Source organism: Micromonospora sp. USAFONa4 (genome assembly GCF_057197825.1).
Genome location: NZ_CM170072.1, coordinates 4,989,543 through 5,012,023, shown reverse-complemented (window position 1 = coordinate 5,012,023; position 22,481 = coordinate 4,989,543). Strand labels below are relative to the sequence as shown.

At 73.0% G+C, this 22,481-nt stretch carries 20 protein-coding genes; 6 read left to right on the top strand and 14 right to left on the bottom strand.

Annotated features, from left to right (window positions below; genetic code table 11):
- Positions 1-26 precede the first annotated feature (26 nt).
- On the bottom strand, positions 27-713 hold the full coding sequence (locus tag AC0OO9_RS22120; RefSeq protein ID WP_484512063.1) for a Uma2 family endonuclease: 687 nt from the start codon (positions 711-713) through the stop codon (positions 27-29).
- A 156-nt stretch (positions 714-869) separates the two neighbouring features.
- Between AC0OO9_RS22120 and AC0OO9_RS22115 the strand changes: the two genes are divergently transcribed.
- Entirely contained in the window at positions 870-2,186 is a 1,317-nt protein-coding gene (locus AC0OO9_RS22115) for a family 43 glycosylhydrolase (protein ID WP_484512061.1), read from the top strand.
- Between the two features lie 85 nt (positions 2,187-2,271).
- On the opposite strand, the gene AC0OO9_RS22110 is transcribed toward AC0OO9_RS22115, so the two are convergent.
- Positions 2,272-2,835 (bottom strand): GNAT family N-acetyltransferase, encoded by a 564-nt coding sequence (locus AC0OO9_RS22110; RefSeq protein WP_484512059.1) that lies wholly within the window; start codon positions 2,833-2,835, stop codon positions 2,272-2,274.
- Between the two features lie 51 nt (positions 2,836-2,886).
- Between AC0OO9_RS22110 and AC0OO9_RS22105 the strand changes: the two genes are divergently transcribed.
- Positions 2,887-3,771 carry a YhjD/YihY/BrkB family envelope integrity protein gene (locus tag AC0OO9_RS22105; RefSeq protein ID WP_484512057.1) on the top strand — a complete coding sequence of 295 codons (885 nt, stop codon included), beginning with the start codon at positions 2,887-2,889 and terminating at the stop codon, positions 3,769-3,771.
- Here AC0OO9_RS22105 and AC0OO9_RS22100 read toward each other — a convergent pair.
- Entirely contained in the window at positions 3,741-4,904 is a 1,164-nt protein-coding gene (locus tag AC0OO9_RS22100; RefSeq protein ID WP_484512056.1) for an alkaline phosphatase PhoX, read from the bottom strand. The genes AC0OO9_RS22105 and AC0OO9_RS22100 overlap by 31 nt on opposite strands.
- Before the next feature lie 71 nt (positions 4,905-4,975).
- The gene (locus AC0OO9_RS22095) at positions 4,976-7,159 is read right to left on the bottom strand and encodes an MMPL family transporter (RefSeq protein ID WP_484512054.1); all 2,184 of its coding nucleotides are present in this window, start codon (positions 7,157-7,159) and stop codon (positions 4,976-4,978) included.
- Positions 7,160-7,260: 101 nt separating this feature from the next.
- Here AC0OO9_RS22095 and AC0OO9_RS22090 point away from each other — a divergent pair, with 101 nt between their 5' ends.
- Together AC0OO9_RS22090 and AC0OO9_RS22085 are read left to right on the top strand one after the other, a co-directional pair.
- A complete protein-coding gene (locus AC0OO9_RS22090; RefSeq protein ID WP_484512052.1) occupies positions 7,261-8,007 on the top strand; it encodes a TetR/AcrR family transcriptional regulator in 747 nt (248 codons plus the stop codon).
- Between the two features lie 34 nt (positions 8,008-8,041).
- A complete protein-coding gene (locus AC0OO9_RS22085; RefSeq protein ID WP_484512050.1) occupies positions 8,042-9,634 on the top strand; it encodes a phytoene desaturase family protein in 1,593 nt (530 codons plus the stop codon).
- On the opposite strand, the gene AC0OO9_RS22080 is transcribed toward AC0OO9_RS22085, so the two are convergent.
- Positions 9,615-10,262: a TMEM175 family protein gene (locus AC0OO9_RS22080; protein WP_484518010.1), complete on the bottom strand. Its 648-nt coding sequence runs from the start codon at positions 10,260-10,262 to the stop codon at positions 9,615-9,617. The genes AC0OO9_RS22085 and AC0OO9_RS22080 overlap by 20 nt on opposite strands.
- Before the next feature lie 110 nt (positions 10,263-10,372).
- Complete coding sequence (locus AC0OO9_RS22075; protein WP_484512049.1) at positions 10,373-11,956, bottom strand: Rieske 2Fe-2S domain-containing protein; 1,584 nt, start codon at positions 11,954-11,956, stop codon at positions 10,373-10,375.
- 316 nt (positions 11,957-12,272) lie between these two features.
- On the opposite strand from AC0OO9_RS22075, the gene AC0OO9_RS22070 reads away from it, so the two are divergent.
- Positions 12,273-12,494 (top strand): DUF2631 domain-containing protein, encoded by a 222-nt coding sequence (locus AC0OO9_RS22070; RefSeq protein WP_121396083.1) that lies wholly within the window; start codon positions 12,273-12,275, stop codon positions 12,492-12,494.
- Positions 12,495-12,594: 100 nt separating this feature from the next.
- Here the strand turns inward: AC0OO9_RS22070 and AC0OO9_RS22065 are convergent, their stop codons facing one another.
- The 8 genes from AC0OO9_RS22065 to AC0OO9_RS22030 all read right to left on the bottom strand — a co-directional run bounded on the left by AC0OO9_RS22065 (position 12,595) and on the right by AC0OO9_RS22030 (position 21,802).
- Positions 12,595-13,977, bottom strand: coding sequence for a DivIVA domain-containing protein (locus AC0OO9_RS22065; RefSeq protein ID WP_484512047.1), 1,383 nt, complete (start codon positions 13,975-13,977; stop codon positions 12,595-12,597).
- Positions 13,978-14,008: 31 nt separating this feature from the next.
- Positions 14,009-15,160 (bottom strand): dual-specificity RNA methyltransferase RlmN, encoded by a 1,152-nt coding sequence (gene rlmN / locus AC0OO9_RS22060; protein ID WP_132232738.1) that lies wholly within the window; start codon positions 15,158-15,160, stop codon positions 14,009-14,011.
- Between the two features lie 103 nt (positions 15,161-15,263).
- Positions 15,264-16,466 carry a phosphatidate cytidylyltransferase gene (locus AC0OO9_RS22055; RefSeq protein WP_484512045.1) on the bottom strand — a complete coding sequence of 401 codons (1,203 nt, stop codon included), beginning with the start codon at positions 16,464-16,466 and terminating at the stop codon, positions 15,264-15,266.
- 294 nt (positions 16,467-16,760) lie between these two features.
- Positions 16,761-17,318 carry a ribosome recycling factor gene (gene frr / locus AC0OO9_RS22050; protein WP_089001534.1) on the bottom strand — a complete coding sequence of 186 codons (558 nt, stop codon included), beginning with the start codon at positions 17,316-17,318 and terminating at the stop codon, positions 16,761-16,763.
- A gap of 74 nt (positions 17,319-17,392) precedes the next feature.
- Positions 17,393-18,160, bottom strand: coding sequence for a UMP kinase (pyrH, locus tag AC0OO9_RS22045; protein WP_357579658.1), 768 nt, complete (start codon positions 18,158-18,160; stop codon positions 17,393-17,395).
- Between the two features lie 161 nt (positions 18,161-18,321).
- Positions 18,322-19,152: a translation elongation factor Ts gene (tsf, locus tag AC0OO9_RS22040; protein WP_311410935.1), complete on the bottom strand. Its 831-nt coding sequence runs from the start codon at positions 19,150-19,152 to the stop codon at positions 18,322-18,324.
- A 136-nt stretch (positions 19,153-19,288) separates the two neighbouring features.
- Positions 19,289-20,194 carry a 30S ribosomal protein S2 gene (gene rpsB / locus AC0OO9_RS22035; protein ID WP_484512043.1) on the bottom strand — a complete coding sequence of 302 codons (906 nt, stop codon included), beginning with the start codon at positions 20,192-20,194 and terminating at the stop codon, positions 19,289-19,291.
- 309 nt (positions 20,195-20,503) lie between these two features.
- Positions 20,504-21,802, bottom strand: coding sequence for a hypothetical protein (locus tag AC0OO9_RS22030; protein WP_484512042.1), 1,299 nt, complete (start codon positions 21,800-21,802; stop codon positions 20,504-20,506).
- Between the two features lie 296 nt (positions 21,803-22,098).
- On the opposite strand from AC0OO9_RS22030, the gene AC0OO9_RS22025 reads away from it, so the two are divergent.
- Positions 22,099-22,458 carry a YraN family protein gene (locus AC0OO9_RS22025; RefSeq protein WP_484512040.1) on the top strand — a complete coding sequence of 120 codons (360 nt, stop codon included), beginning with the start codon at positions 22,099-22,101 and terminating at the stop codon, positions 22,456-22,458.
- Positions 22,459-22,481 lie beyond the last annotated feature (23 nt).

The following is a 22,481-nucleotide window of genomic DNA, read 5'->3' as shown; positions in this document are numbered from 1 at the left end:
CCGTCGCTGTGCCCCCGCTGGGAGCCTCAACCCTCGGCGTCGACCTGCCCCTCCGGCGCTTCCTCGTCTCCCTCGGGTGCCTCCTCGTCGAGGAGGTCGGCCGGGTCGACGGCGAACGCGAACGGCTCGATCATGGTGAAGGTGCTGCCGGCCGCCGCCGCGCTCAGCGGCCTGTACTCCCCCTCGGTCAGCTTGAACAGGGCCATGGTCGGCACCCGGTTGCGCAGATCGACCCGGAGGAAGAACGGCACGCCAGCGGCGGCGTACTCCCGCGGCCGGTCGATGACGTCCTTGCGACGGTTACCCGGTGACACGATCTCGCCCAGCAGAACGGCCTGACCGATGTCGACGGCCGGTCGGCCACCGCCCGAGGACCGGAGCACGGCGACATCGGGAATGAAGAGGTCCTTGCCCGAGACCACGTTGATCTCGGGGTAGACCCACAGGCCCGCCCTGCGGGCGGCACGGTGCAGCAGATAGGGCAACTCACGTTCCACCGACTGGTGGTCGATTCCGGCGTGCGGGGTCACGATCACGCTTCCGCTCAGGACCTCAACCTTGGGGCCGTTGGTCTCCGGCAACAGGTCGAGGGCGAGCTGGGCGGTCCACGGCTCGTCGCGCCACCGCAGCACGTCGAACGACGGCTCGGTGGGCTGCGACGCGGGTTCGGCCTGCTGCGGCGCCGGCTCGGGCGCGAAAGCTGCCTGGGCCATCCGGCCTCACCCCCTCAGCGGACATTCTGCTCAGGTCAGCCTAGCCGCCGCAGCCCTCGCCGCACGGGATCGCACACCGGGTCCGACGCCGGCCGCCCCCGGCCGGGCGCGCGCAGCTTTCTTTCATTACATCGATCGTCGTGGTTGAATTCCGACATGCGAAGAGGTCTCGTCTGGCTGGCGGCCCTGCTGGTCGCCGCTCCCCTGCTCGTCAGCCCGGGCGTGGCCCAGGCTGCCACCACCACCCCCTCGCTGGTCATCGCCAGCGACTTCCCCGATCCCGACGTCGTCAAGTTCGGCAGCACCTACTACGCCTACTCGACGAACAACGGCCACGGCAACGTCCCGGTCGCCACGGCCAGCTCGCTGACCGGAGCCTGGACCAGGCGGGCCGACGCGATGCCGACGCTCGGCGCCTGGGCCAACGGGGGCCTGACCTGGGCGCCCGACGTGTCGCAGCGGGCCGACGGGCGCTACCTGCTCTACTACACCGCCCGCAGCCGGGCCACCGGCCGGCAGTGCCTCGGCGCCGCGCTGGCCACCTCGCCGCTCGGGCCGTTCACCTCCGTCGGCACCGGACCGCTTGTCTGCAACGCCGGCGAGGGCGGCGACATCGACGCGGCGAGCTTCACCGACAGCACCGGCCTGCGCTACCTGCTCTACAAGGACGACGGCAACGCCATCGGCCAGCCGACGAGCCTCTGGCTGCAACGGGTCGCGGCCGACGGGGTGACCCTCCAGGGCTCCCGGGTCGAGCTGCTGCGCAGCGGGCGCGCCGAGGAGGCGGGCATCATCGAGGCACCGGTGCTGACCAAGGTCGGCGCGCAGTACGTGCTGTTCTACTCCCTCGGCGGCTACGGCGGCGACGGCTACCAGACCAGCTACGCCACGTCGGCCTCGCTGACCGGCCCGTACACGAAGGCGTACCGCTCGCTGATGACCACCGCGTCGCTGGACTCGGCCGTGCGGGGGCCGGGCGGCGCGGACGTGGTCCGCGAGGCCGGCGGCGACCACATCGTCTTCCACGGCTGGATCAACAACTACTCCGCCCGCGGCATGTACGTGGCGGCGCTGGGCTGGGCCGGCGGGAACCCCGTGGTGCGGGGCAGCCGGGTGCGCTACGAGGCCGAACGCGGCGGGCTCAACCACTGCGGCGTACGCGCCGCCCCGAACACGTCGCAGGGCCAGGTGGTGGCGTACATCGACTACGCGGACAGCTGGGTCGAGGTGACCGTCTTCGCGCCCCGGGCCGGCGGGTACCGCGCCCACGTGGCCTACGCGGCCGGCTACGGCGACGCCCAGCACACGCTGACGGTCAACGGCGCGAACCCGAAGGTCGTCACCTACCCCAACACGGGCTGGGACGTCTGGCGGCAGGTGGGCGTCGACGTCACGCTCAACGCGGGCTTCAACACGCTCCGGTTCACCCACCTGAGCCGCTGGGCGGAACTCGACTTCGTCGAGGTGGCGTAGCCGGCCCGTCCTGCCCGAGAGCTTGGCGAGAAACTGCCCCTGGAGGGGCGCCTTCTTGCCAAGATCTCGGGAGGGGGCGGCCGGCTCATCGCATGGTCGGCCCCTCGGCGGAGCCGGTCAGCACGAAGGTCTCCAGGGACTCGCCGCCGTACCAGTCCGAGCGGCGGCCCACGTGGGTCATGCCGAGCCGGCGGGCCACCGCCATCGACGCCTCGTTGCCGGGGGCCACGACGGCGTGGACCTCCCGGGTGCCGGCGGCCATCTCCCGCTCCACCGCCGCCCGGGCCGCCTCGGTGGCGTACCCGTGGCCCCACGAGTCGGGGTGCAGGTGCCAGCCCACCTCGATGTCCTCGGTCAGTGTGCCCTCGTCCCGCCCGGGCAGCGGCTTGAGCAGCACCGTGCCGGCCACCACGCCGGTGTCGCGGACCTCGATCGCCCAGGTGCCGTAGCGGCCGCCGTGCCCCGCGTGCCGCTCCCGCCACATCGCGAGCCGGTCGGCGGCCTGCGCCGGGTCGGTCAGCGGCAGGCCGGGCGCGCCCAGCCAGCGGGTGACCTCGGGCCGGGAGTAGATGTCGAAGATCCGGGCCAGGTCGGCCGGGTCGACGGTCCATTCCCGCAGCACCAGGCGCCGGGTGGTGAGAACGCTCATGGCCCGTGATCGTAATGAGTGACGCGAGGCGGTACGGGGAAAGAAGCCGCGATGGGCGGCGGATGGCAACGGGCGAAACGGGTCACCAGTGCGGCGTTCCGCCCGCTGCGGGGCCGGGACCTGTCCCTGCACGCCGCCGCCATCACCTTCTACGGGGCGATCGCCGTGGTGCCGGTGGCCCTGCTGGCGATCTGGCTGACCTCGCTGCTGGCGGGCGCCGAGCGGGTACGCCGGCTCACCTCGCACGCCGTGGACACGCTGCCGGACGCGATCGGCGCGCCCCACGCGGTGCAGGCGCTCGTCGAGGCCGGCGTGGGCCTGACCCCGCTGCTGGCGCTGGCGTCGCTGCTGCCGGCGTCGCTCTACGGCGAGGGGCTGCGCCGCGCCTTCGTCTCGGTCGCCGTGCCGCGCAGCGAGGAGTCGCTGGTCGGCTGGCGGGGCCGGCTGCTGCTGCTGCCGCTGCTGGCGCCGGCCCCGGCCCTGCTGCTGTCGATCCTGCTGGCGCTGCCCACGACCACCGGCCTGGTCCGGCAGGGCGGCTGGACCGGCGCGCTGGGGGTGGTGCTGTCGTTCCTGGCGGTCTGGCTGGTGCTCACCCCGGTGCTGCTCTGGCTGTTCCGGGTGGTCGGCCCGGCGTCGCCGGACTGGCTCTCCGCGCTGGCCGTCGGGTCGTTCACCGCGGCGAACCTCTCCGGCTTCCTGCACGGCTTCGTGCTCTTCGCCTCGCTCCCGATCGACCTGGGGGTGCCGTTCGGGGGCTTCGACGAGATCGGGGCGGGGGTGGCGGTCCTGCTCTGGCTCTACCTCTTCCACGTGATCGTGCTGGCCGGCTACTCCGCCACCCTCGCCCTCTCCGCCTGGCGCGCCCGTCGCGCCGCCGCGCCGCCCGCCGACCGGGCGGCCGATCAGGGCCGGAAAGGACCGGAGACCTCGTAGGTGATCCCGTCGCTGCCGGTGGAGCTGCCCGAGGCCCCGCGCTGGGAGGAGAAGTAGAGGCGCGACCCGTCGGGGGAGAATGCCGGTCCGGTGAGCTCCGAGCCGGACTGGCCGAGCAGCCGTAGGAACGGGCTGACCACCCCGGCCGGAGTGATCACGTTGATCTCCATGTTGCCACCGTCCTCGGCGACATAGAGGTCTCCGCCGGCCCTGCCGGTGATGTTGTCCACCCCGGTCAGCGGCGCGGCGCCCGCCGGCACCAGCGAGTCGTCGTAGGCCAGGTCGAGGCGCTGGTTCACCGCGTCGTACGCCCACACCCGGTTGTCGCCCTTGGTGGTGAACCAGCAGGTGCCCCGGTCGTACCAGCAGCCCTCGCCGCCGTCGAAGTGCCGTGCGGCGCCGACCTGCCGGCGGGTCGGCACGGGGAAGCCGTCCCGGTCCGGCAGGTCCCGCCAGGTCACCGGCCCGGTCACCTGGTCGGCCGGGGCGCAGAGCACCTGCACCTTCCCGGTGCGCAGGTCACCCCAGGTGACCGGGACGAAGCGGTAGAAGCAGCCGTCCTCCTCGTCCTCGGTCAGGTAGACCACCCGCCGGTCCGGGTCGCAGGCGGCGGCCTCGTGGGTGAACCGGCCCATCCGGGTCCGTTCCTCGGCGGCCCGGCTGCCGTCCGGCCAGGTCTCGAAGACCCGGCCCAGCGGCACCTCCTCGCAGGAGAGCCAGGTGCCCCAGGGGGTCGCCCCGCCGGCGCAGTTGACGTTGGTCCCGCCGAGGATCCGGTACGCCGCCGCGATCGAGCCGTCGGCCCGGAAACGCATCGCCGAGGCACCGCCGACCAGCGGCACCTCGGAGTTCGAGACGTAGATCCAGCCGTCACCGGCCGGGAAGCAGGCCCCGCCGTCCGGTGCCCAGTGCCAGGCGTACGACGTGCCGGCCACCCGCTGCCCGGAGCGGGCGACGACCCGGCTGGTGAAGCCGGCCGGCAGGTGGAGGCCGTTGCCGTCGGCGGCGAGCAGCTCGCCGTACGGGCCGGGGCCGGGCTGGGCGGGGGCGGCGAGCGCGGCGCCGGCCCATAGGCTGCCGGCGAAGGCGGCGCCGCCGGCGACGGTGGCGCGCAGGACGGTACGACGGTCCATCGGAGACCTCCCGGAGGGACGGGGTCGATGCCCCGTCGACGCTAGGGCCGACGGGGCATCGATGGAAGCCTCTATTTGGTGAACTCGGCGTGACGGGTCTCCGGGGCCGCCGGCTCAGGCTCGGCGGACTCGTGCAGGCCGAAGCGGCGGTGGAAGCGGGCGAGCGGGGCGGGAGCCCACCAGTTCCAGTGGCCGAGCAACCGCATCGTGGCCGGCACCAGCAGCGCCCGGACCAGCGTCGCGTCCACCACGATCGCCACGATCATGCCGATCCCGATGAGCTTGATGTACGCCATCTCGCCGGTGGCGAAGCCGGCCACCACGATGATCAGCAGGAGCGCGGCGGCGGTGATGATCCGCCCGGTGTGCTGGAGCCCGGCCGCCACCGAGGCGGTGTTGTCGCCCGTGCGGTCCCACTCCTCGCGTACCCGGGAGAGCAGGAACACCTCGTAGTCGGTGGCCAGCCCGAAGAGCACGGCGAGCATGAGGATCGGGTTGCTGGGCTCGATGAACCCGGTCGGGGTGAAGCCGAGCAGGTCGGCGAAGTGACCGTCCTGGAAGATCCAGACCACCACCCCGAACGACGCGCCGATCGACACCAGGTTCATCAGCACCGCCTTGACCGGCAGCACCAGCGAGCCGAAGGCGAGGAACAGCAGCACCAGGGTCGCGGCGGCCATCAGCAGGGCCATCCAGGGCAGCCGGTCGCCGAGGCCGTCGATCAGGTCGAGGTCGACGGCGGGCCGGCCGCCGACGAGCACCTGGGCGCCGTCCGGCGCGGGCAGGTCGCGCAGCGCCCGGACCACGTCCTGCGCGGTGTCGCCGGCCGGCTCGCCCGGGTAGGTCACGGTCAGCAGCGTCGACGTGCCCCGGTTGGCCGCCACCTGCACCCCGGTCACGCCGGGCACGGCGGCCACCCGGTCGGCGAAGGGCTGCGCCTGTTCCGGAGACGCCCCGGAGACCAGCACGTCGATCGGCGAGATCGTGCCGCCGGCGAACTCCGCGGCGACCCGCTCGGAGACGACCCGGGGCTCGGCGTCCGGGGGCAGCACCCGGTCGTCGAATCCGCCGAAGGAGACCCCCAGGAACGGCGCGGCCAGCACCGCGAGCAGGACGGTCACCCCGACCAGGTAGCGCACCGGGCGGCGCATCACGCTGTGCGCGATGCGGGCCCAGGCGCCGCCCTTCTCCCCCGCCGTCGGCCGCCCGCCGCGCGCCCCACGCCGCCACGGCAGCGGTACGCGCAGCGCGTCGATCCGGCGGCCGAGCACCGCGAGCAGGGCCGGCAGCACGGTCAGCGCCGCCAGCATGGCGACCAGCACGGCGGCGATCCCGCCGAGGCCCATCGAGCGCAGGAACGCCTGGGGGAAGATCAGCAGGCTGGCCATGGCGAGCGCGATGGTGAGCCCGGAGACCAGCACCGTACGCCCCGCCGTGAGCATGGTGCGCCGGATCGCGGCGGGGGTGTCGTGGCCGGCCGCCAACTCCTCGCGGAACCGGCTGACCACGAAGAGGGAGTAGTCGACCGCCATGCCCAGGCCGATCAGGGTGATGACGTTGATGGCGAAGACCGACACGTCGGTGACCAGGGTGACCAGCCGGACGGTGACGAACGCGCCGAGGATGGCCAGCCCGCCGATCAGCAGGGGCGTCGACGCGGCCACCAGCCCGCCGAAGATCAGCACGAGCAGCACCAGCAGCACCGGCATGGAAAGCAGTTCCGCGCGGGTGATGTCCTTGGTCGTCTGGGTGTTCGACTCGTGCAGGGCAGCCGTCGCGCCGCCGACCTCGGTCCGTACGCCGGGCGCGTCGAGGGCCGGCCGCAGTTCCTCGTACGCGGCGGCCTTGTCGTCCTTGTCGGCGGCCCGGAGCTGGATCAGCGCGTAGGTGGCCCGGCGGTCTGTGGAGAGCAGCGCGGGGGCCTGCGTGTCGTACCAGGTGGTGACGCTGGTGATCTCGGGACGCGCGCGCAGCCCCGTGACGGTGGCCGCGACCGGGTCGCGGAAGGCCGGCTGGTCGACGGACGCCGTGTCGCTGGACCAGAGCACCACCAGGTCTGCGCCCTGCGGCCCCAGCTCGCGGTCGATCCGCTCGGCGGCCCTGCTGGACTCGCTGGCCGGGTCGTCGAAGCCGCCCCCGGTCAGCTGCCCGAAGACACCCGCCCCCCATGTCGATCCGACAGCGACCAGCACCAGGGCGGCGGCCAGCACCGCCCAGCGCAGCCGCACCACCATGTGTCCCCACCAGGCGAACATTCGCCTCTCCCTCCACAGATGGCTAAGCTGCTACCATCGCTAATTTCAGTGAACGCCGTTAACTATCGCAACGGTGTTTCCTCTGGTCAAGGTGGTTGTCGATGGCCGCACCCACTCGGCGGGAACGCCTGCGCACGGCGACCGTCGCCGAGATCAAGGACGGGGCACGCCGCCTGCTGGTGACGGGCGGGGTCGACGCGATCTCGCTGCGGGCCATCGCCCGCGACATGGGCATGACGGCGCCGGCCATCTACCGCTACTTCCCGAGCCTGGAGGCGCTGGTCGCGGACCTCGCCGCCGACCTCTACAACGAGCTGCGGCTGCGGCTGGAGGCGGCTGGGGACGACGCCGGGAGCGATCCGGTCGCGCGGTTGCTGGCCATGTCCCGGGCGTTCCGCGCCTGGTCGCTGGCGCACCCCGCCGAGTTCGGGCTGATCTTCGGTGCCCCCGTCCCGGGACGGACCGCCTTCGTCGGCGGCCACGCCACCCCGGACCATCCCGGCGCCCGCCTCGGCGCGGTCTTCATCCAGCCGATCCTCGACCTGTGGCGCCGCTCCCCCTTCCGCACCCCGCCCGGCGAACTGCTCCGGCGGCACCTGGACGGGCGGCTGGAGCCGCTGCGGCTCAGCCACGGCGAGGTGCCGATCGAGGTCGCGTACGCCTTCCTCTCGGGCTGGACCCGCCTCTACGGGCTGGTCGCCATGGAGGTCTTCCACCAGTTCGACTGGGCGGTCACCGAGGCCGAAGCGCTGTTCGAGCTGGAACTGGAGACGTTCGCCGCCCAACTGCTGGCCGACCCGCCAGCGGCCGGCGGCTCGCCTCCGGCGTGCGGAGCGGCGAAGGGCTGACCGGCGGCGGCTGCGGGCAGTAGGCTCCCCCGGCATGGGTGACGAGCTGCCGCCCCGGGCCGACGTGGTGATCGTCGGCGCCGGGCACAACGGTCTGGTGTCCGCGATCCTGCTCGCCCGCGCCGGGCTCGACGTGCTGGTGCTGGAGGCGGCGGACGTCATCGGCGGGGCCACCCGCACCGAGGCGCCGTTCCCGAAGGTGCCGGGGCTGCGCCACTCCACCGGGTCGTACCTGCTCGGGCTGATGCCGCCGGAGCTGCTCGCCACGCTGGACGTGCGCATCCCCGTGCTGCGCCGCGACCCGCACTACTTCCTGCCCACCCCCGGCGGCCCCGGCTCCCCGTACCTGCTCTTCGGCAGTGACACGGCGGCCACCCGCGCGCAGCTCGCCGAGTTCTTCTCCCCCGCCGACGTGGCCGCCGACGACGCCCTCCAGGCCGAGCTGGCCGCGCTGCGCGACGACCTCGCCCCGGTCTGGCTGGCCGAGCCGCTGCCCGTCGAGGAGACCGCCGAGCGGTACGTCCGGCCGGCGCTGCGGCAGGTCTTCGTCGACCTGGTCCGCGGCTCGGTCGCCGACCACCTGGCCCGCTTCGACTTCCGCTCCGAGCTCCTGATGAGCATGTACGCGGTCACCGACGGCCTCTCCGGGCTCAACGCCGGCCCCGACGACCCCGGCACCGGGCACAACTTCCTCGTGCACAACATGTGCCGGCTGCCCGGCTCCGACGGCACGTGGATGATCGCCGAGGGCGGGATGGGCACCGTGTCGCGTACCTTCGCCGACGCCGCCCGGGCCGCCGGCGCGACGATCCGCACCGGCACGCCGGTCAGCGCGATCACCCTGGACGGCGGCACGGCCAGCGGAGTGGTGCTCGCCGACGGGCGGGAGATCGGCGCGCGGGTGGTGCTCGGCGCGTGCGACCCGTACCGCCTGATGGACCTGCTGCCCGACGGCGCGCTCCCGGCGCCGCTGGCCGAGCGGATGGCGGCGGTCCGCCGCCCCGGCACGACGCTCAAGCTCAACCTGGCGCTGACCGGGCTGCCCCGCTTCTCCTGCCTGCCCCAGGGCTCCCCGAGCCCGTTCGGCTCGACCATCCACCTGCTGCCCGGCTCGGAGTCCCTGACCGGTGGCGGCGGCGAGTCGCCGATGGCGGCGCTGCGCGCCATGTGGGCGGACGTGCAGGCGGGGCGGCTGCCCGCCGAGCCGACCATCGAGTGGTACCTGCACACCACCGTCGACCCCTCACTTTCCGACGGCCGGCACCACTCGTCGGCGCTCTTCGTCCAGTCGGTGCCGTACGAGCTGGCCGGCACCACCTGGGCCGAGGCGCTGCCCGGCTACGTCGACCGCCTGATCACGATCTGCGAGCGGTACGCCCCCGGCACGGCGGACCTGATCGCCGACGCCGTGCCGCTGCCGCCGCCCGGAATCGAGGCGCACTTCGGCATCACCGGCGGGCACATCCACCACGTCGACAACACCGTCTCGTTCACCGACCGGATGCCGTACGCCACAGGCGTCGACGGCGTCTACGCGGGCAGCGCCGGCTGCCACCCGGCCGGCAGCGTCATCGGCGCGGCCGGCCACAACGCCGCCCGCCGCATCCTCACCGACCTCGGCCGCTGACCTCGCCGCCGGCCTCGGCGGGGGGCAGGTCGCCGGGACGGTGAATGAGGGAGAGACCGAGGAGCAGCAGGTAGAGCAGAAGGCTGAGGATCGCGTTGACGAAGACGAAAGCGAAGGCGATCAGGTAGAGCAGTGGGCGCAGCAGCAGGCGCCGCGCCACCGCACGGGCCAGCCGGGGATCCAGATCGGGGTGGAGCAGCCTTCGTCGCCGTGCCCACCACCAGCTCAGGTTGAAGAAGATCGACTCGCCGAGCACGGTGCCGAAGTAGAGTGCGGCGGTCAATCGCTGCTCGGTCGACCCGCCGCGCAGGTTGTCCGACAGCAGGTCGGCGGTGAACGGGATCGCGGCCACGAAGAGCAGCACGAGCAGGTTGAACACCAGCAACAGCTGATCTACCCGGACCACGTACCGCCACATGCTGTGGTGGCCGAGCCAGATCTGGCCGGCGATGCCGAAGGTGATCACATACGCCAGGTAGGACGGCCAGGCGTGGGCGAGGGCGTCGGGAAGCTCCCTCCCACCGGCCCTCGCCGGGCCGTTCTGGAGCAGTTCGACGGCCATCACCGTCAGCACGACCGCGAAGACGCCGTCGCTGAACGTCTCCACCCGGGAGGCGTCCCGGGCCATCTCCCGGTCACGTCGGTACCGGTAACCGCTCTTGCGCACTCCCTCGGCCACGTCACCCCCTCGTCGACCTGATGGTCACCCGGCGGGGCGGCGGGCGGGGGAAATCGCCGTTAGCCGGCCGCCTCGCCCGCCGGGGCGGGGGTCTGCTGCTCGCCGGCCCGGTGTGCCCGGACCTTGTGGCCGACGCTCGTCAGGCAGCGGCCGCTGGCCAGGTCGAACTTCCAGCCGTGCAGCTGGCAGGTGAGCTGGTCGCCCTCGACGATGCCGAACCGGGTCAGGTCCGCCTTCAGGTGCGGGCAGCGCCGCTGCACCACCCAGTCGCCGAGGGTGATGTCCTCGGCGTCGCTGGAGCGCTCGTGCTCGTCGTACCAGCCCTCCGCGTACTGGAGGCGCTCGGTGGAGAGGCACTTGAAGAAGGCGTAGACGAACTCGTTGTACTGGCCGATCCGGGCCGCCGAGAAGCGGCAGGAGAGGAAGAGGGAGTTGACCCAGTCCACCTCGCCGATGTGCAGCAGGTGCTCGATCAACGCCCGCTCGGTGCGGAACCGGTAGCGGACCTTCTCGTCGGCGTACGGCCGGACCTGCTTGCCGGGAAAGTCCACCACGATGGACTCGACGGATTCCCCGTCGTAGCTGACCAGGTCGAAGCGGACCGGCCCGCCGACCCCCTTGGCCAGGTAGATCGACTCCTCCAGCAGGGGCTCGATCCGGCGCTGCATCTCCTTGAGCACGTCCACCTCGGGGTGTCGCCAGGACGCCTTCTCGGCCTCGATGACCGGCCGCTTGCGCTCGCGCATCTCCTCCAGGTGGGCCACCTTGTTGGCGAAGAACTCCTCCACGGGCACCGGGTGCGTCGTGCTGGCTCCGGAGGTGGTGATCTCCGCGACGCTGCCCGGGAGCAGCACGACCCCGTTGGTGCCGCCGACCTTGGCGTACTCGCTCAGGAAGACCGACTGGTCGGGGAAGATGTTGCCCTCGTCGCCGTGGATGTCGTTGAACTGCCACAGCTCGTCGTCGAGGAAGCAGGGAGGGCCGGCGATCGGGAAGACGTGGTCGGCCTTCAGGTCGTCGATGTAGCGCCAGGTGCGGTCGAACTGCCGGTCGCGCTTCTGCTTGCCGAACGCCGTCTTCGCCGCCTGCGGCAGTTCGTAGACCATCGGGTACCAGATCGCGCCGGAGAACTGGAGCATGTGCGCGTGCACGTGGCCCAGCTCGGCGAAGACGCTCAGGTCGGTGGGGCGGGCGTCGTTCTGGTTGAGCAGCCGCACCCCGTCGTACTCCACCCAGAGCGAGGAGTCGCCGATCGGGCCGTCGGTCGGGCTGGTCAGCGCCTGGATCATGATCTTCAGGCCGCCGTCCAGCTCCACGACCTGCTCGTTCGGCGCCTTCAGGAACTTGGTGAAGCCCAGCTCCCGCAGCTCGTCCTCCATCTCGGAGGTGGGGAACGCGGGCAGCAGCACGGTGGCGTCCTTCGACACGAAGCGCTTCAGGTGCGCCGCGTCGAAGTGGTCCCGGTGCAGGTGCGACACGTAGAGGTAGTCGACGTCGCCGAGGGCCTCCCAGTCGAGCAGGGAGTTGTCCGGAAACGGGAACCATGAGGCGAAATAGGCCGGATTGACCCACGGGTCGCACAGGATGCTGCCCGCGGCCGTGTCGATCCGCATGCTGGCGTGCCCCGTACCGGTCACTCGCACCGCAGTTCCCCCTCAAAACGACAAACAAGGTGTACGCCAGAAACGCTACCGGAGGGAGTCTGGCGACCTACCCGCGACGCCGGTAGTGCCGATGCGCCCGGGTGGAGCCGGGCCCTTGGTCCCGACGCCGGCGACCACCACCCGCCCGGCGCCGGGCACCGTGCCGAAGTCCCTGCCGCCCTCGTACGTGCCCCGGCCGACGCCCGCCGCGCCCGTGCGGATCGTGCGGTCCGCCCCATCGGTCGGACCCAGCGCCGGGCCCGGCACGAGGCGTGCCAGACTAACCGGAGATCCGATCGCGAGGGAAGGACCGACAGTGGCAGGAAGCGAGCCGGTAACGTCGCCAGACCAGCACAAGCCCGGGCACCGCAAGTCCGGGCGGATCGGCGCGGTGGTCTCCGCGCTGGCCCTGCTGGCGATGCTCTGCGGCAACCACGAGGGCAGGGTCGAGAACATCTGGCTGATCGGCCTGGCCGTGCTGCTGCTGCTCATCGTCATCGGCGACACCGTGCTGCGGCGCAACGGCCTGCGGTCCTGACCGCTCCCGCGTCAGCCGGCGTCGCACCGGTCCGCGCGCCGGAGGCCACACGCACGAGGGCCCGCCCCCGACCGGGGAGCGGGCCCTCGCCGTACGCGGATCAGCGGCCGAACAGGATGTCCTGCACGTCCTTGAGCGCGGCGTCGACCTCGGCCTCGAAGTAGCCGCCGGGCACCAGCCCGAAGCGCAGCGTGTCCAGCTCCTTCGGGTTCACCGGCATCGGGTTGCGTCCCTGCATGCCGCCCAGCAGCGTGTCGAAGAACCGGTCGACCTGGTCGGGGTCGTACCCGCTGCCGAACCGGCGCACCTGGAAGCTGCGACGGATCTGGTCGACGCGGTAGAGGTCGCTGCCGGGGGGACCGGCCATCGGCGGGCCGACCATCGGCGGCGGGCCACCGACGGGTGGGCCGGCAACGGGTGGACCACCCACCGGCGGACCACCGACCGGCGGACCGGCGTGCGGTGGGCCGCCGAAGCCCGGCTGCGGCTGCGGAGGAGGCGGCCCGGCCGGGCCCCGGCCCCGCAGGTCACGCAGCTCCCGCTCGGGCATCCGGATCTCGGCGGTCATGTCGGCGCGAGCGCGCCGGCCGGCCTCGAACCCGTCGAAACGCGGCTCGTCCCCGTAGCCACCGGGACCGTCGCCGTAGCCACCGCCGGGGCGGTCGCCGTAGCCGCCCGGACCGTCGCCGTAGCCACCGCCCGGACCGTCGCCGTACTTGCCCGGGCCGTCACCGTAGCCACCGCCGGGGCCGTCGCCGTACTTGCCCGGGCCGTCACCGTAGCCACCGCCGGGGCCGTCGCCGTAGTTGCCAGGACGGTCGCCGTAGTTGCCGGGACCGTCGCCGTAGCCGCTGGGGCCGGCGGGCAGGCCGCGCGGCGGCGGAGCGCCGTGACCCATCGGGGCGCCCGGTCCCATCGGGCCGGGGCCGCCGGGGCCGCCGGGGCCGCGCGGCGGTTCGTAGCCGCCCCGCGGGGCGTCGTAACCACCGGCGAAGGCTCCGGTGGGCTCGTCGTAGCGGCCGTAGCGGTCGCCGGGCGGACCGGCCTGTGCCGGCATCGGCCGGGGCGGCATCGGCTGCGGGACCGGCGACATGCCGCGGTCGTCGCGCACCGGGGGGCCCATGCGGTCGGGCGGACCCATGCGGTCCGGGGGACCCAGGCGGTCGGGGGCACCCAGGCGGTCGGGCGGGCCCAGGCGGTCGGCGTCGCGGGGGTCGCCGCCGCGGCCGCCGGCGCCACCGCGCTCCTCCAGCTCGGCCAGCTGCCGCTCGACCCGGTCGAGGTGCAGGTCGACCTGCCACTCGTCGTAGCCGTTGAAGCGGACCCGGAAGACGACGTCGTGGACCTCCTGGGAGGCGACGGGGGCGCCCACCGGACGGCCGTCGAGCGTCGCCTCGACCCGGTCCAGGAAGGCATCGACCTCGTCGACCTTGTATCCCCGGCGGAGCGCCTTACGCCGGAAACGCTGACCCTGACTCGCCACTATGTCTCCTGGTCTCGTTCGCTACGCCCGGTCACGCCTTCTCCCCGGCCCGGTCGGTGTCGGTGTCAATGTCCTCGGCGGCGGCGAGCTGCCCGCACGCTCCGTCGATCTCGCGACCCCGGGTGTCCCGCACGGTCGTCGACACTCCGGCCTCGCGCAGCCGCCGGACGAACTCCCGCTCGACCGGCTTGGGGCTGGCGTCCCAACGGCTGCCCGGAGTCGGGTTGAGGGGGATGAGGTTCACGTGGGTCAGCTTCCCGGCCAGCAGCCGCCCGAGCAGATCGGCTCTCCACGGCTGGTCGTTCACGTCTCTGATCATGGCGTACTCGATCGACACCCGACGCCCCGTGCGGGCCGCGTAGTCCCACGCCGCGTCCAGCACCTCGGACACCTTCCAGCGCTGGTTGACCGGCACGAGTTCGTCGCGCAGCTCATCATCGGGGGCGTGCAGCGACAACGCAAGGGTCACCGAGAGGTCTTCGCTGGCCAGTCGGCGGATGGCCGGGACCAGGCCCACCGTGGAGACCGTGATGTGGCGCTGCGACAGCCCGAGCCCCTCGGGCGCCGGGGCGACCAGCCGGCGGATCGCCGCGACCACCCGGGAGTAGTTGGCCAGCGGCTCGCCCATGCCCATGAAGACCACGTGCGACAGGCGCGGCGGCGAACCCGCCACCGCCCCGGAGGCGGCCACCCCGGCCAGGTAGACCGCCTGGTCGACGATCTCGGCGGTGGAGAGGTTGCGGGTCAGCCCCGCCTGCCCGGTGGCGCAGAACGGGCAGGCCATGCCGCAGCCGGCCTGGCTGGAGATGCAGACGGTGACGCGGTCCGGGTAACCCATCAGCACGCTCTCCACCAGCGAGCCGTCGTGCAGCCGCCAGAGCGCCTTGCGGGTCGCGCCGTCGTCGCAGGCCAGCTCGCGGACCGGGGTGAGCAGCCGGGGCAGGAGCTGGTCGGCGAGCTTCTCCCGGGTGGCGGCCGGCAGGTCGGTCATCTGCCCAGGGTCGCGCACCAGCCGACCGAAGTAGTGGGTGGAGACCTGCTTGGCGCGGAACGCCGGCTCCCCCAGCTCGGCGACCAGGGCACGGCGGCCGGCGAGGTCGAGATCGGCGAGGTGACGGGGAGGCATCGCGGGCCGCCGCCCGGGGGCGTCGGGGTCTGCGGGGATCAGGGGCAAGCTCGTCATGGCGCGTCCAGTCTGTCACGCCGGACGGCCGACACACCTGTCCGGAGGTGCCGAATCGCCCCCCGCCGCCCGGGCGGACCACTGACGACGGGTGATTCACGCCTCACTCCAGCACCGGGACGAAGACCGCCAGGAGCAGGTACGCGGTCGGCAGCGCGAAGAGGATCGAGTCCAACCGGTCCATCAGGCCGCCGTGCCCGGGGAGCAGGTTGCTCATGTCCTTCACCCCGAGGTCCCGCTTGATCATGGACTCGGCGAGGTCACCGAGGACGGCGGCCCCGGAGACCGCCAACCCGAAGAGCGCGCCCCACCACGGGGCAACGTCGAGGAGCAGCCAGAGCAGCAGGGCACTGCCCAGCGCCGCGGCGGTGACCGAGCCGGCGAAGCCCTCCCAGGACTTCTTCGGGCTGATCGAGGGGGCCATCGGATGCTTGCCGAAGCTGACGCCGGCGGCGTACCCGCCCGTGTCGGAGAGGACCACCGCGGCCAGCGTCACCAGCACCCGCAGGTCGCCGTCCTCGGGCACCGCCGCCAGCAGCGCGGCGAAGCCGCCGAGGAACGGCACGTACACGGCGATGAGGGTGGCCGCGGTCAGGTCACGCTGGAAGCCGCCCGGCCCGTCGCCGAGCCGCCAGACCATGGTGCCCAGCACGGTCACCAGTAGGCCGAGGCTGAGCGCGTCGGGGCCGGAGAACCAGGCCAGCCCGATGGTGAGCACCCCGCCGGCGATCAGCGGCACCAGCGGCGGGTGCGCGCCGCTGCGGCGTACCGCCCGGGCCATCTCCCACATGCCGATGGCGACCGCCACGGCCACCACCACCATGAAGGCGGTCCGGTAGAAGAACAGCGGCACCACGATCAGGGCGCCGAGGCCCACGCCGACGGCGATGGCCGCCGGCAGGTTGCGCCCGGCCCGGCTCGGGACGGGCTGCTGGGTCGGGGGCCGGTCGGCGCCGGCCCGTCGCCGACCGCGCTGCCGGCGACCCGGGGACCGCGCGGGCTCCGGCTCCGGCTCGACGTCCCGGACCGGTTCGAGCTGGGCGGTCGGGTACTCGGAGTCGTCGGGACGGTCGCGGTGGCCGTTCATCGTCGCCGGTTCACCGGCCGCCGCCACGTCGGCGTGCGGGCGGGAGCGGGCCGGCACTTCGGCGTACGCGTCGGGGAGCGCTGCGGGACGGCGGTCCCACCGGCCCGGATCGATCTCGGGCTCCGGCCAGGGGAGGGCGGGCACCGGGGCGGGAGCGGGCGCGTCGGGGCGGTCCCAGCCGCGGGGCTCGGCGCTGCCGTGGGGATCGAGGTGGGACATCACGCACCGAGCGGGACCGGTACGAGATCCACCAGATGACGCACAACCACAACCATTCCCCTACCCGCGCGACTGTTCCGTCCGGTTGACCCGCCCGACGGCCGGCCGATTCCCACCGTTCACCGCAGGGTGCCGGGAATCCTGCCGAGCCTACTGCACCCGCCGATCCCTCACGTCCGACCGGCCCCGTGCCGGCCCGCCGACGACGGTGGCACCGGGCCCGCCGCCAGAGATCGGGCGGTGGAGCGCCGGTGCCACGACGTCGTCGTCGCCGGCGGAGTGCCGGCGCACGGTTCACACCTCGAGAAGCTCGTTCTCCTTGTGCTTGACCAGGTCGTCGACGGCGGCGACGAAGCGCTGGGTCAGGTCGTCGAGTTCCTTCTCGGCGCGGCGGCCGTCGTCCTCGCCGACCTCGCCGTCCTTGACGAGCCGGTCCAGCTCCTCCTTGCCCTTGCGGCGGATGTTGCGGATGGCCACCTTGGCCTCCTCACCCTTGTGCCGGGCGACCTTGATCATCTCTCGGCGGCGCTCCTCGGTCATCTGCGGGAGCAGGATGCGGAGCTGGTTGCCCTCGTTGTTCGGGTTGGCGCCGAGGTCGGAGTCGCGGATCGCCTTCTCCATGGCGTTGATCTGCGAGTTGTCGTACGGCTTGATGATCACCATGCGCGGCTCGGGGACCCCGATGGACGCCATCTGGGGCAGCGGCGTGGGGCTGCCGTAGTAGTCAATGATGATCTTGGAGAACATGGCGGCGTTGGCGCGGCCGGTGCGGATCGCGCCGAACTCCTCCTTGGCGTGCTCGATCGCACGCTCCATCTTCTCCTCGGCCTCGAGGAGGGTGTCGTCGATCACCGGTCTCCTCGCCTCCTTCTGTGCTCGTCGTGGGCTTGTCGTGTCGGAGGGACCGCTGAGGTCGGTCGGGCCGCTCAGGCGGTGATCAGGGTGCCGATCTTGTCGCCACCCACGGCCCGGATGATGGTGTCGTCGCCCTGCGCGCCGAAGACCAGCATCGGCAGGCCGTTCTCCATGCACAGGCTGAACGCGGCGGCGTCGGCGACCCGCAGGTTGCGCCGCAGCACCTCGGAGAAGGTGATCGCGTCGAACTTGCTGGCGGTCGGGTCGATCCGCGGGTCGGCGGTGTAGACGCCGTCCACGCCGTTCTTGCTCATCAGCACCACGTCGGCGCGGATCTCGAGGGCCCGCTGGGCGGCCACGGTGTCGGTGGAGAAGTACGGCATGCCGGCGCCCGCGCCGAAGATGACCACGCGGCCCTTCTCCAGGTGCCGGATGGCGCGCAGCGGGATGTACGGCTCGGCGACCTGGGCCATCGTGATCGCGCTCTGCACGCGCGTCTCGATGCCCTCCTTCTCCAGGAAGTCCTGCAACGCGAGGCAGTTCATCACGGTGCCGAGCATGCCCATGTAGTCGGCCCGGGCCCGGTCCATGCCGCGCTTCTGCAACTCCGCGCCCCGGAAGAAGTTGCCGCCGCCGACCACCACCGAGACCTGCACGCCGCGGCGGACCACGGTGGCGATCTGCCGGGCGATGGCCTGCACGACGTCCGGGTCCACCCCGATCGCGCCCCCGCCGAACACCTCACCGGAGAGCTTCAGCACCACCCGGCGGGCCCGACCGGGGGGTGGCGCCGTCGGATCGTCCGCCGCCAGACTCCGGTCACTCACAACCTGCGTCATCCGCCCCGCCCTTCCCCATGCGCACGTCCCGTACGCCGCGTACCGCGAAACTGCCGTAGCCGACCCTATGTGACGAGGAGGCCGCGGTGCCTGTCACGTACACCGGCGGCCTCCTCGTCGACGTTTCCCTGCCCGCGGGGCGCGGAGCGCCCGGGGGCGGCTCAGGCCTGGCCGACCTCGAACCGCACGAAGCGGGTGACCTCGATGCCGGCATCGGCCAGCAGCTGCTTCACCGACTTCTTGTTGTCGGCGACCGACGCCTGCTCGAGCAGGACGTAGTCCTTGAAGAACGCGTTCACCCGACCCTCGACGATCTTCGGCAGGGCCGCCTCGGGCTTGTTCTCCTCGCGGGCGGTCTGCTCGGCGATGCGCCGCTCGGAGTCGACGACGTCGGCCGGCACCTCGTCCCGGGTGAGGTACTTCGGCCGCATCGCGGCGATCTGCATCGCCACGCCCCGGGCGTCCGAGTCGGACGCCTCGTCGCCGGCCGTGCTGGTGTACTGCACCAGCACGCCGACCGCCGGGGGCAGGTCCTGGCTCTTGCGGTGCAGGTAGACGGCGGTGGTGCCATCGAGCTTGGCGAAGCGGTTCAGGACGAGCTTCTCGCCGATCTTGGCGGACTGCTCCTGCACCAGGTCGGCGACGGTCTTGCCGTCCAGCTCGGTGGCGAGCAGCTCCTCGGCGGTGCCGACGCCGCTGCGCTCGCCGTGCTCCACCAGCTGCTGGGCCAGCTCGATGAACGCGTCGGTCTTGGCGACGAAGTCGGTCTCGCAGTTGAGCTCGAGCAGCGCCTTGCCGGAGTGGGCGATCAGACCGTTGGCGGCCGTACGGCCAGCCCGCTTGCCGACGTCCTTGGCGCCCTTGACGCGCAGGATCTCGACGGCCTTGTCGAAGTCGCCCTCGGCCTCGGTCAGCGCCTTCTTGCAGTCCATCATGCCGGCGCCGGTGAGGTCGCGGAGCTTCTTGACGTCCGCGGCGGTGAAGTTGGACATGGCTCTCTCTTCGGTGTTGAGACTGCGGGTGGGTTGGTCCTGGTGCCGGTTACCCGGATCCGGGCGCGACGTGCCCGGCGTACCTGCCGCCTCCCCGCCGCCCGGGAGACCGGGCGGCGGGGAGGCGGCGGTGCGGTCACTCCGCGGCGGCGGTCGCCGGCTGCTCGACCGGCTGGGCCTGCTCGGCCTGCGGGGCCTGCTCGGCCTGGGGGGCCTGGGCGGCCTGCTCAGCCTGCGGGGCCTGCTCGTCGGCCTTCTTCGGCTCCTCGAGCAGCTCGCGCTCCCACTCGGCCAGCGGCTCGTCGGAGGCGACGCCCGGCTCCGGCTTCTCGTCGCTGCCGCGACGACGGCCGGAACGGGCGATCAGGCCGTCGGCGACGGCGGCGGCCACGACCTTGGTCAGCAGCTCGGCCGAGCGGATCGCGTCGTCGTTGCCCGGGATCGGGAAGTCGACCTCGTCCGGGTCGCAGTTGGTGTCGAGCACCGCGATGACCGGGATGCCCAGCTTGCGGGCCTCGTCGACGGCGATGTGCTCCTTCTTGGTGTCGACCACCCAGATCGCGGCCGGGAGCTTCTGCATGTCCCGCAGACCGCCGAGCGTGCGGGTCAGCTTGATCTTCTCGCGGGAGAGCTGCAGGGTCTCCTTCTTGGTGTACCCGGCGGCGGTGCCGCTCAGGTCACCCAGGGCCTCCAGCTCCTTCATCCGCTGGAGCCGCTTGTAGACCGTCTGGAAGTTGGTCAGCATGCCGCCGAGCCAGCGGTGGTTGACGTAGGGCTGACCGACCCGGGTCGCCTGCTCGGCGATGGCCTCCTGGGCCTGCTTCTTGGTGCCGACGAAGAGGATGCTGCCACCCTCGGCGACGGTCCCGCGCACGAACGAGTAGGCCTTCTCGATGTAGTCGAGGGTCTGGCGCAGGTCGATGATGTAGATACCGTTGCGCTCGGTGAAGATGAAGCGCTTCATCTTCGGGTTCCAGCGCCGGGTCTGGTGCCCGAAGTGGACACCGCTCTCCAGCAGCTGACGCATGGTCACGACGGCCATGGTGGGGTACTCCTCGTGGTCCCTGGTTGTCCCGCCCGGCCAGGCGGCCGGGCGTCCTGGCGCCCGGTCGGCGGCCATGGCGGGCCCGACCAAGATCGGGACCAGGGAGGCCGTCGCCCCACGACGACTCGTGGAGAGGGCGCGCGAGGTCGACCGCGCGAGGCGGTCGCCAGTCGACCAGTGTACGCCCCTTCCCCGCCCCCGATGCCTCGGGTGCGGGGAAGGGGTCGGAACGCCCATTTCCGGCACTCGGCGCGCCCGCCCCGGCCGGGGCCAGTTGTCAGGCGGGGCGGTCCTGACGGTCGAGGGTCAGCGGACCGCGAGCGCGGCGGCGACGAAGAGCACCAGGCCCACGGTCAGGTACGCCGTCGGCGGACGCAGCCAGCCCCGGCTCCCCTCCGCGAGCGACAGCCCGCCGGTGCGCAGCCCGTACAGGCCGATCGCGAAGATCGGCAGGCCGCAGACCAGGAAGATCCCCACCACGACGTCGGCCGTCGAGACCGGGTCGCCGGTCACGCCGTTGAGCAGCACCCGCATCGCGGGCACCTCGAACACCAGGACCAGCAGCGTGAAGAGCGCGGCCAGCGCCGGCCGCCGCGTCCGGTAGACCCCGTCGCCCGCCGGCGTTCCCGGGTGCGGGGCGACCACCGGCGGGTACGCCGGCAGCTCCCCCGGCGCGAGGTCGCCGCGGGGCGCGATCGGCGGCATCGGCCCGGTCGGCATCTCCAGCGGGTGCGGGGGCTCGACCGGCCGGGCGGGCTCGTCGACCGGCGTCTCCGCCGGGCTCGCGGCCTCCGCCACCCGACCGGGCGCGACGATCGGGTAGCCGCCCAGCGGGGCCGGGCGGGCCGGGTCCACGGTCCGCTCGACGGGTCCCGCCCCGCCCAGCGCGTCGACGCCCGACGTCGACAGCGCGTCGCGGGCCTCCCTCGACTCCCGGGCGGCGCGCCGGCCCGGGCGGTCGGCGGGCAGTTCCCCGGAGACGTCCGGGTCCGCCTCGGCCCGGCGCGAGCGGCTCGCCCGGTATCCCTCGGTCTCCGACCGGGCGTCCCCGAGCGGCGGCACCGCCGCGAAGCGCCCCGAATCGGCCTCGCCGAACCTCCCGGGCTCCGATCCCGTGGCGGCGAACCGGCCGGAGTCCTCGGGGCCGGTGACGGCGAACCGGCCGGAATCCTCCGGTCCCGGCACGGCGAACCGGCCCGGGTCCTCCCGTCCCGTGGCCGCGAACCGGCCCGAGTCCTCCGACCCGCCGAAGCGGCCCCGGTCGATGTCGACGGCCGCGAAGCGCCCCGAGTCGGGCTCGACGGCGCCGAACCGGCCCGAGTCGGGCTCGACGGCCGCGAAGCGCCCGGAGTCGGGCTCCGTCGACGTGCCGAAGCGTCCTGGTTCGCCGCGTCGGGTCCCCGTGGAGTCGCCGTAGCGGCCGTCCTCGGCGGACCGGCGCTGCTCGGGGGCGTTCAGGTCGCCGTCCCGGTACCGGCTCTCGGCCGGATCGCGCCAGTCCGCCTCCCCGTAGCCGCTCTCGCGGTCACGGTCACGGTCGCGGTCGCGGTCGGCCGGATACCAGCGCGACTCCTGATCTTCGACAAAGTTCCGTCGTCCGTCCACGTCCGGCACGGTATGCGACCGGCTCCACGGACGCCATTCGCCCCCGGGACATCCGCGCCACCGGGAGCACCCGGTCACCCGCGTCGCTGGTCGGGAACGGCGGCGGGCGGGCCCGGCGGCGGGCGGGCCGGCCCAGCTCAGCGCCGAACCGCGTGGCCCGTGGCGGCGGTCCACCGAGACGGGCCGCATAGCACGACGAGGGCATGATCGTCCGTTCGTCCACAGTGCGCCCGTCGTCCACAGTTTCCGGGGCACGGGACGGCGGTTGCCCGCCCGCCGGGTGCACCGTGCCGGACATGACGAAGCGGAACCAGGCGGTCGGCGCGTACGGGGAGCGGTGCGCCGTCCGGTACCTGATCGGGGCGGGACTGCGCCCGGTGGCCCGGAACTGGCGCTGCCCGGCCGGGGAGATCGACATCATCGCCTGGGACGGGCCGGTGCTCGCCTTCTGCGAGGTGAAGACCCGCCGCACCGACGAGTTCGGGCCGCCGGCGGAGGCGGTCGTACCGGCCAAGGCGCGGCGGCTGCGCGGGCTCGCCGCCCGGTGGCTCGCCGACACCGGCACCACCGCCGACGAGGTGCGCTTCGACGTCGTCTCCGTACGCCTGACCGGCGCGGGCGCCGCCCGGGTCGAGCACCTCAAGGGGGCGTTCTGATGGGCGGACCCGACCGGACCGGG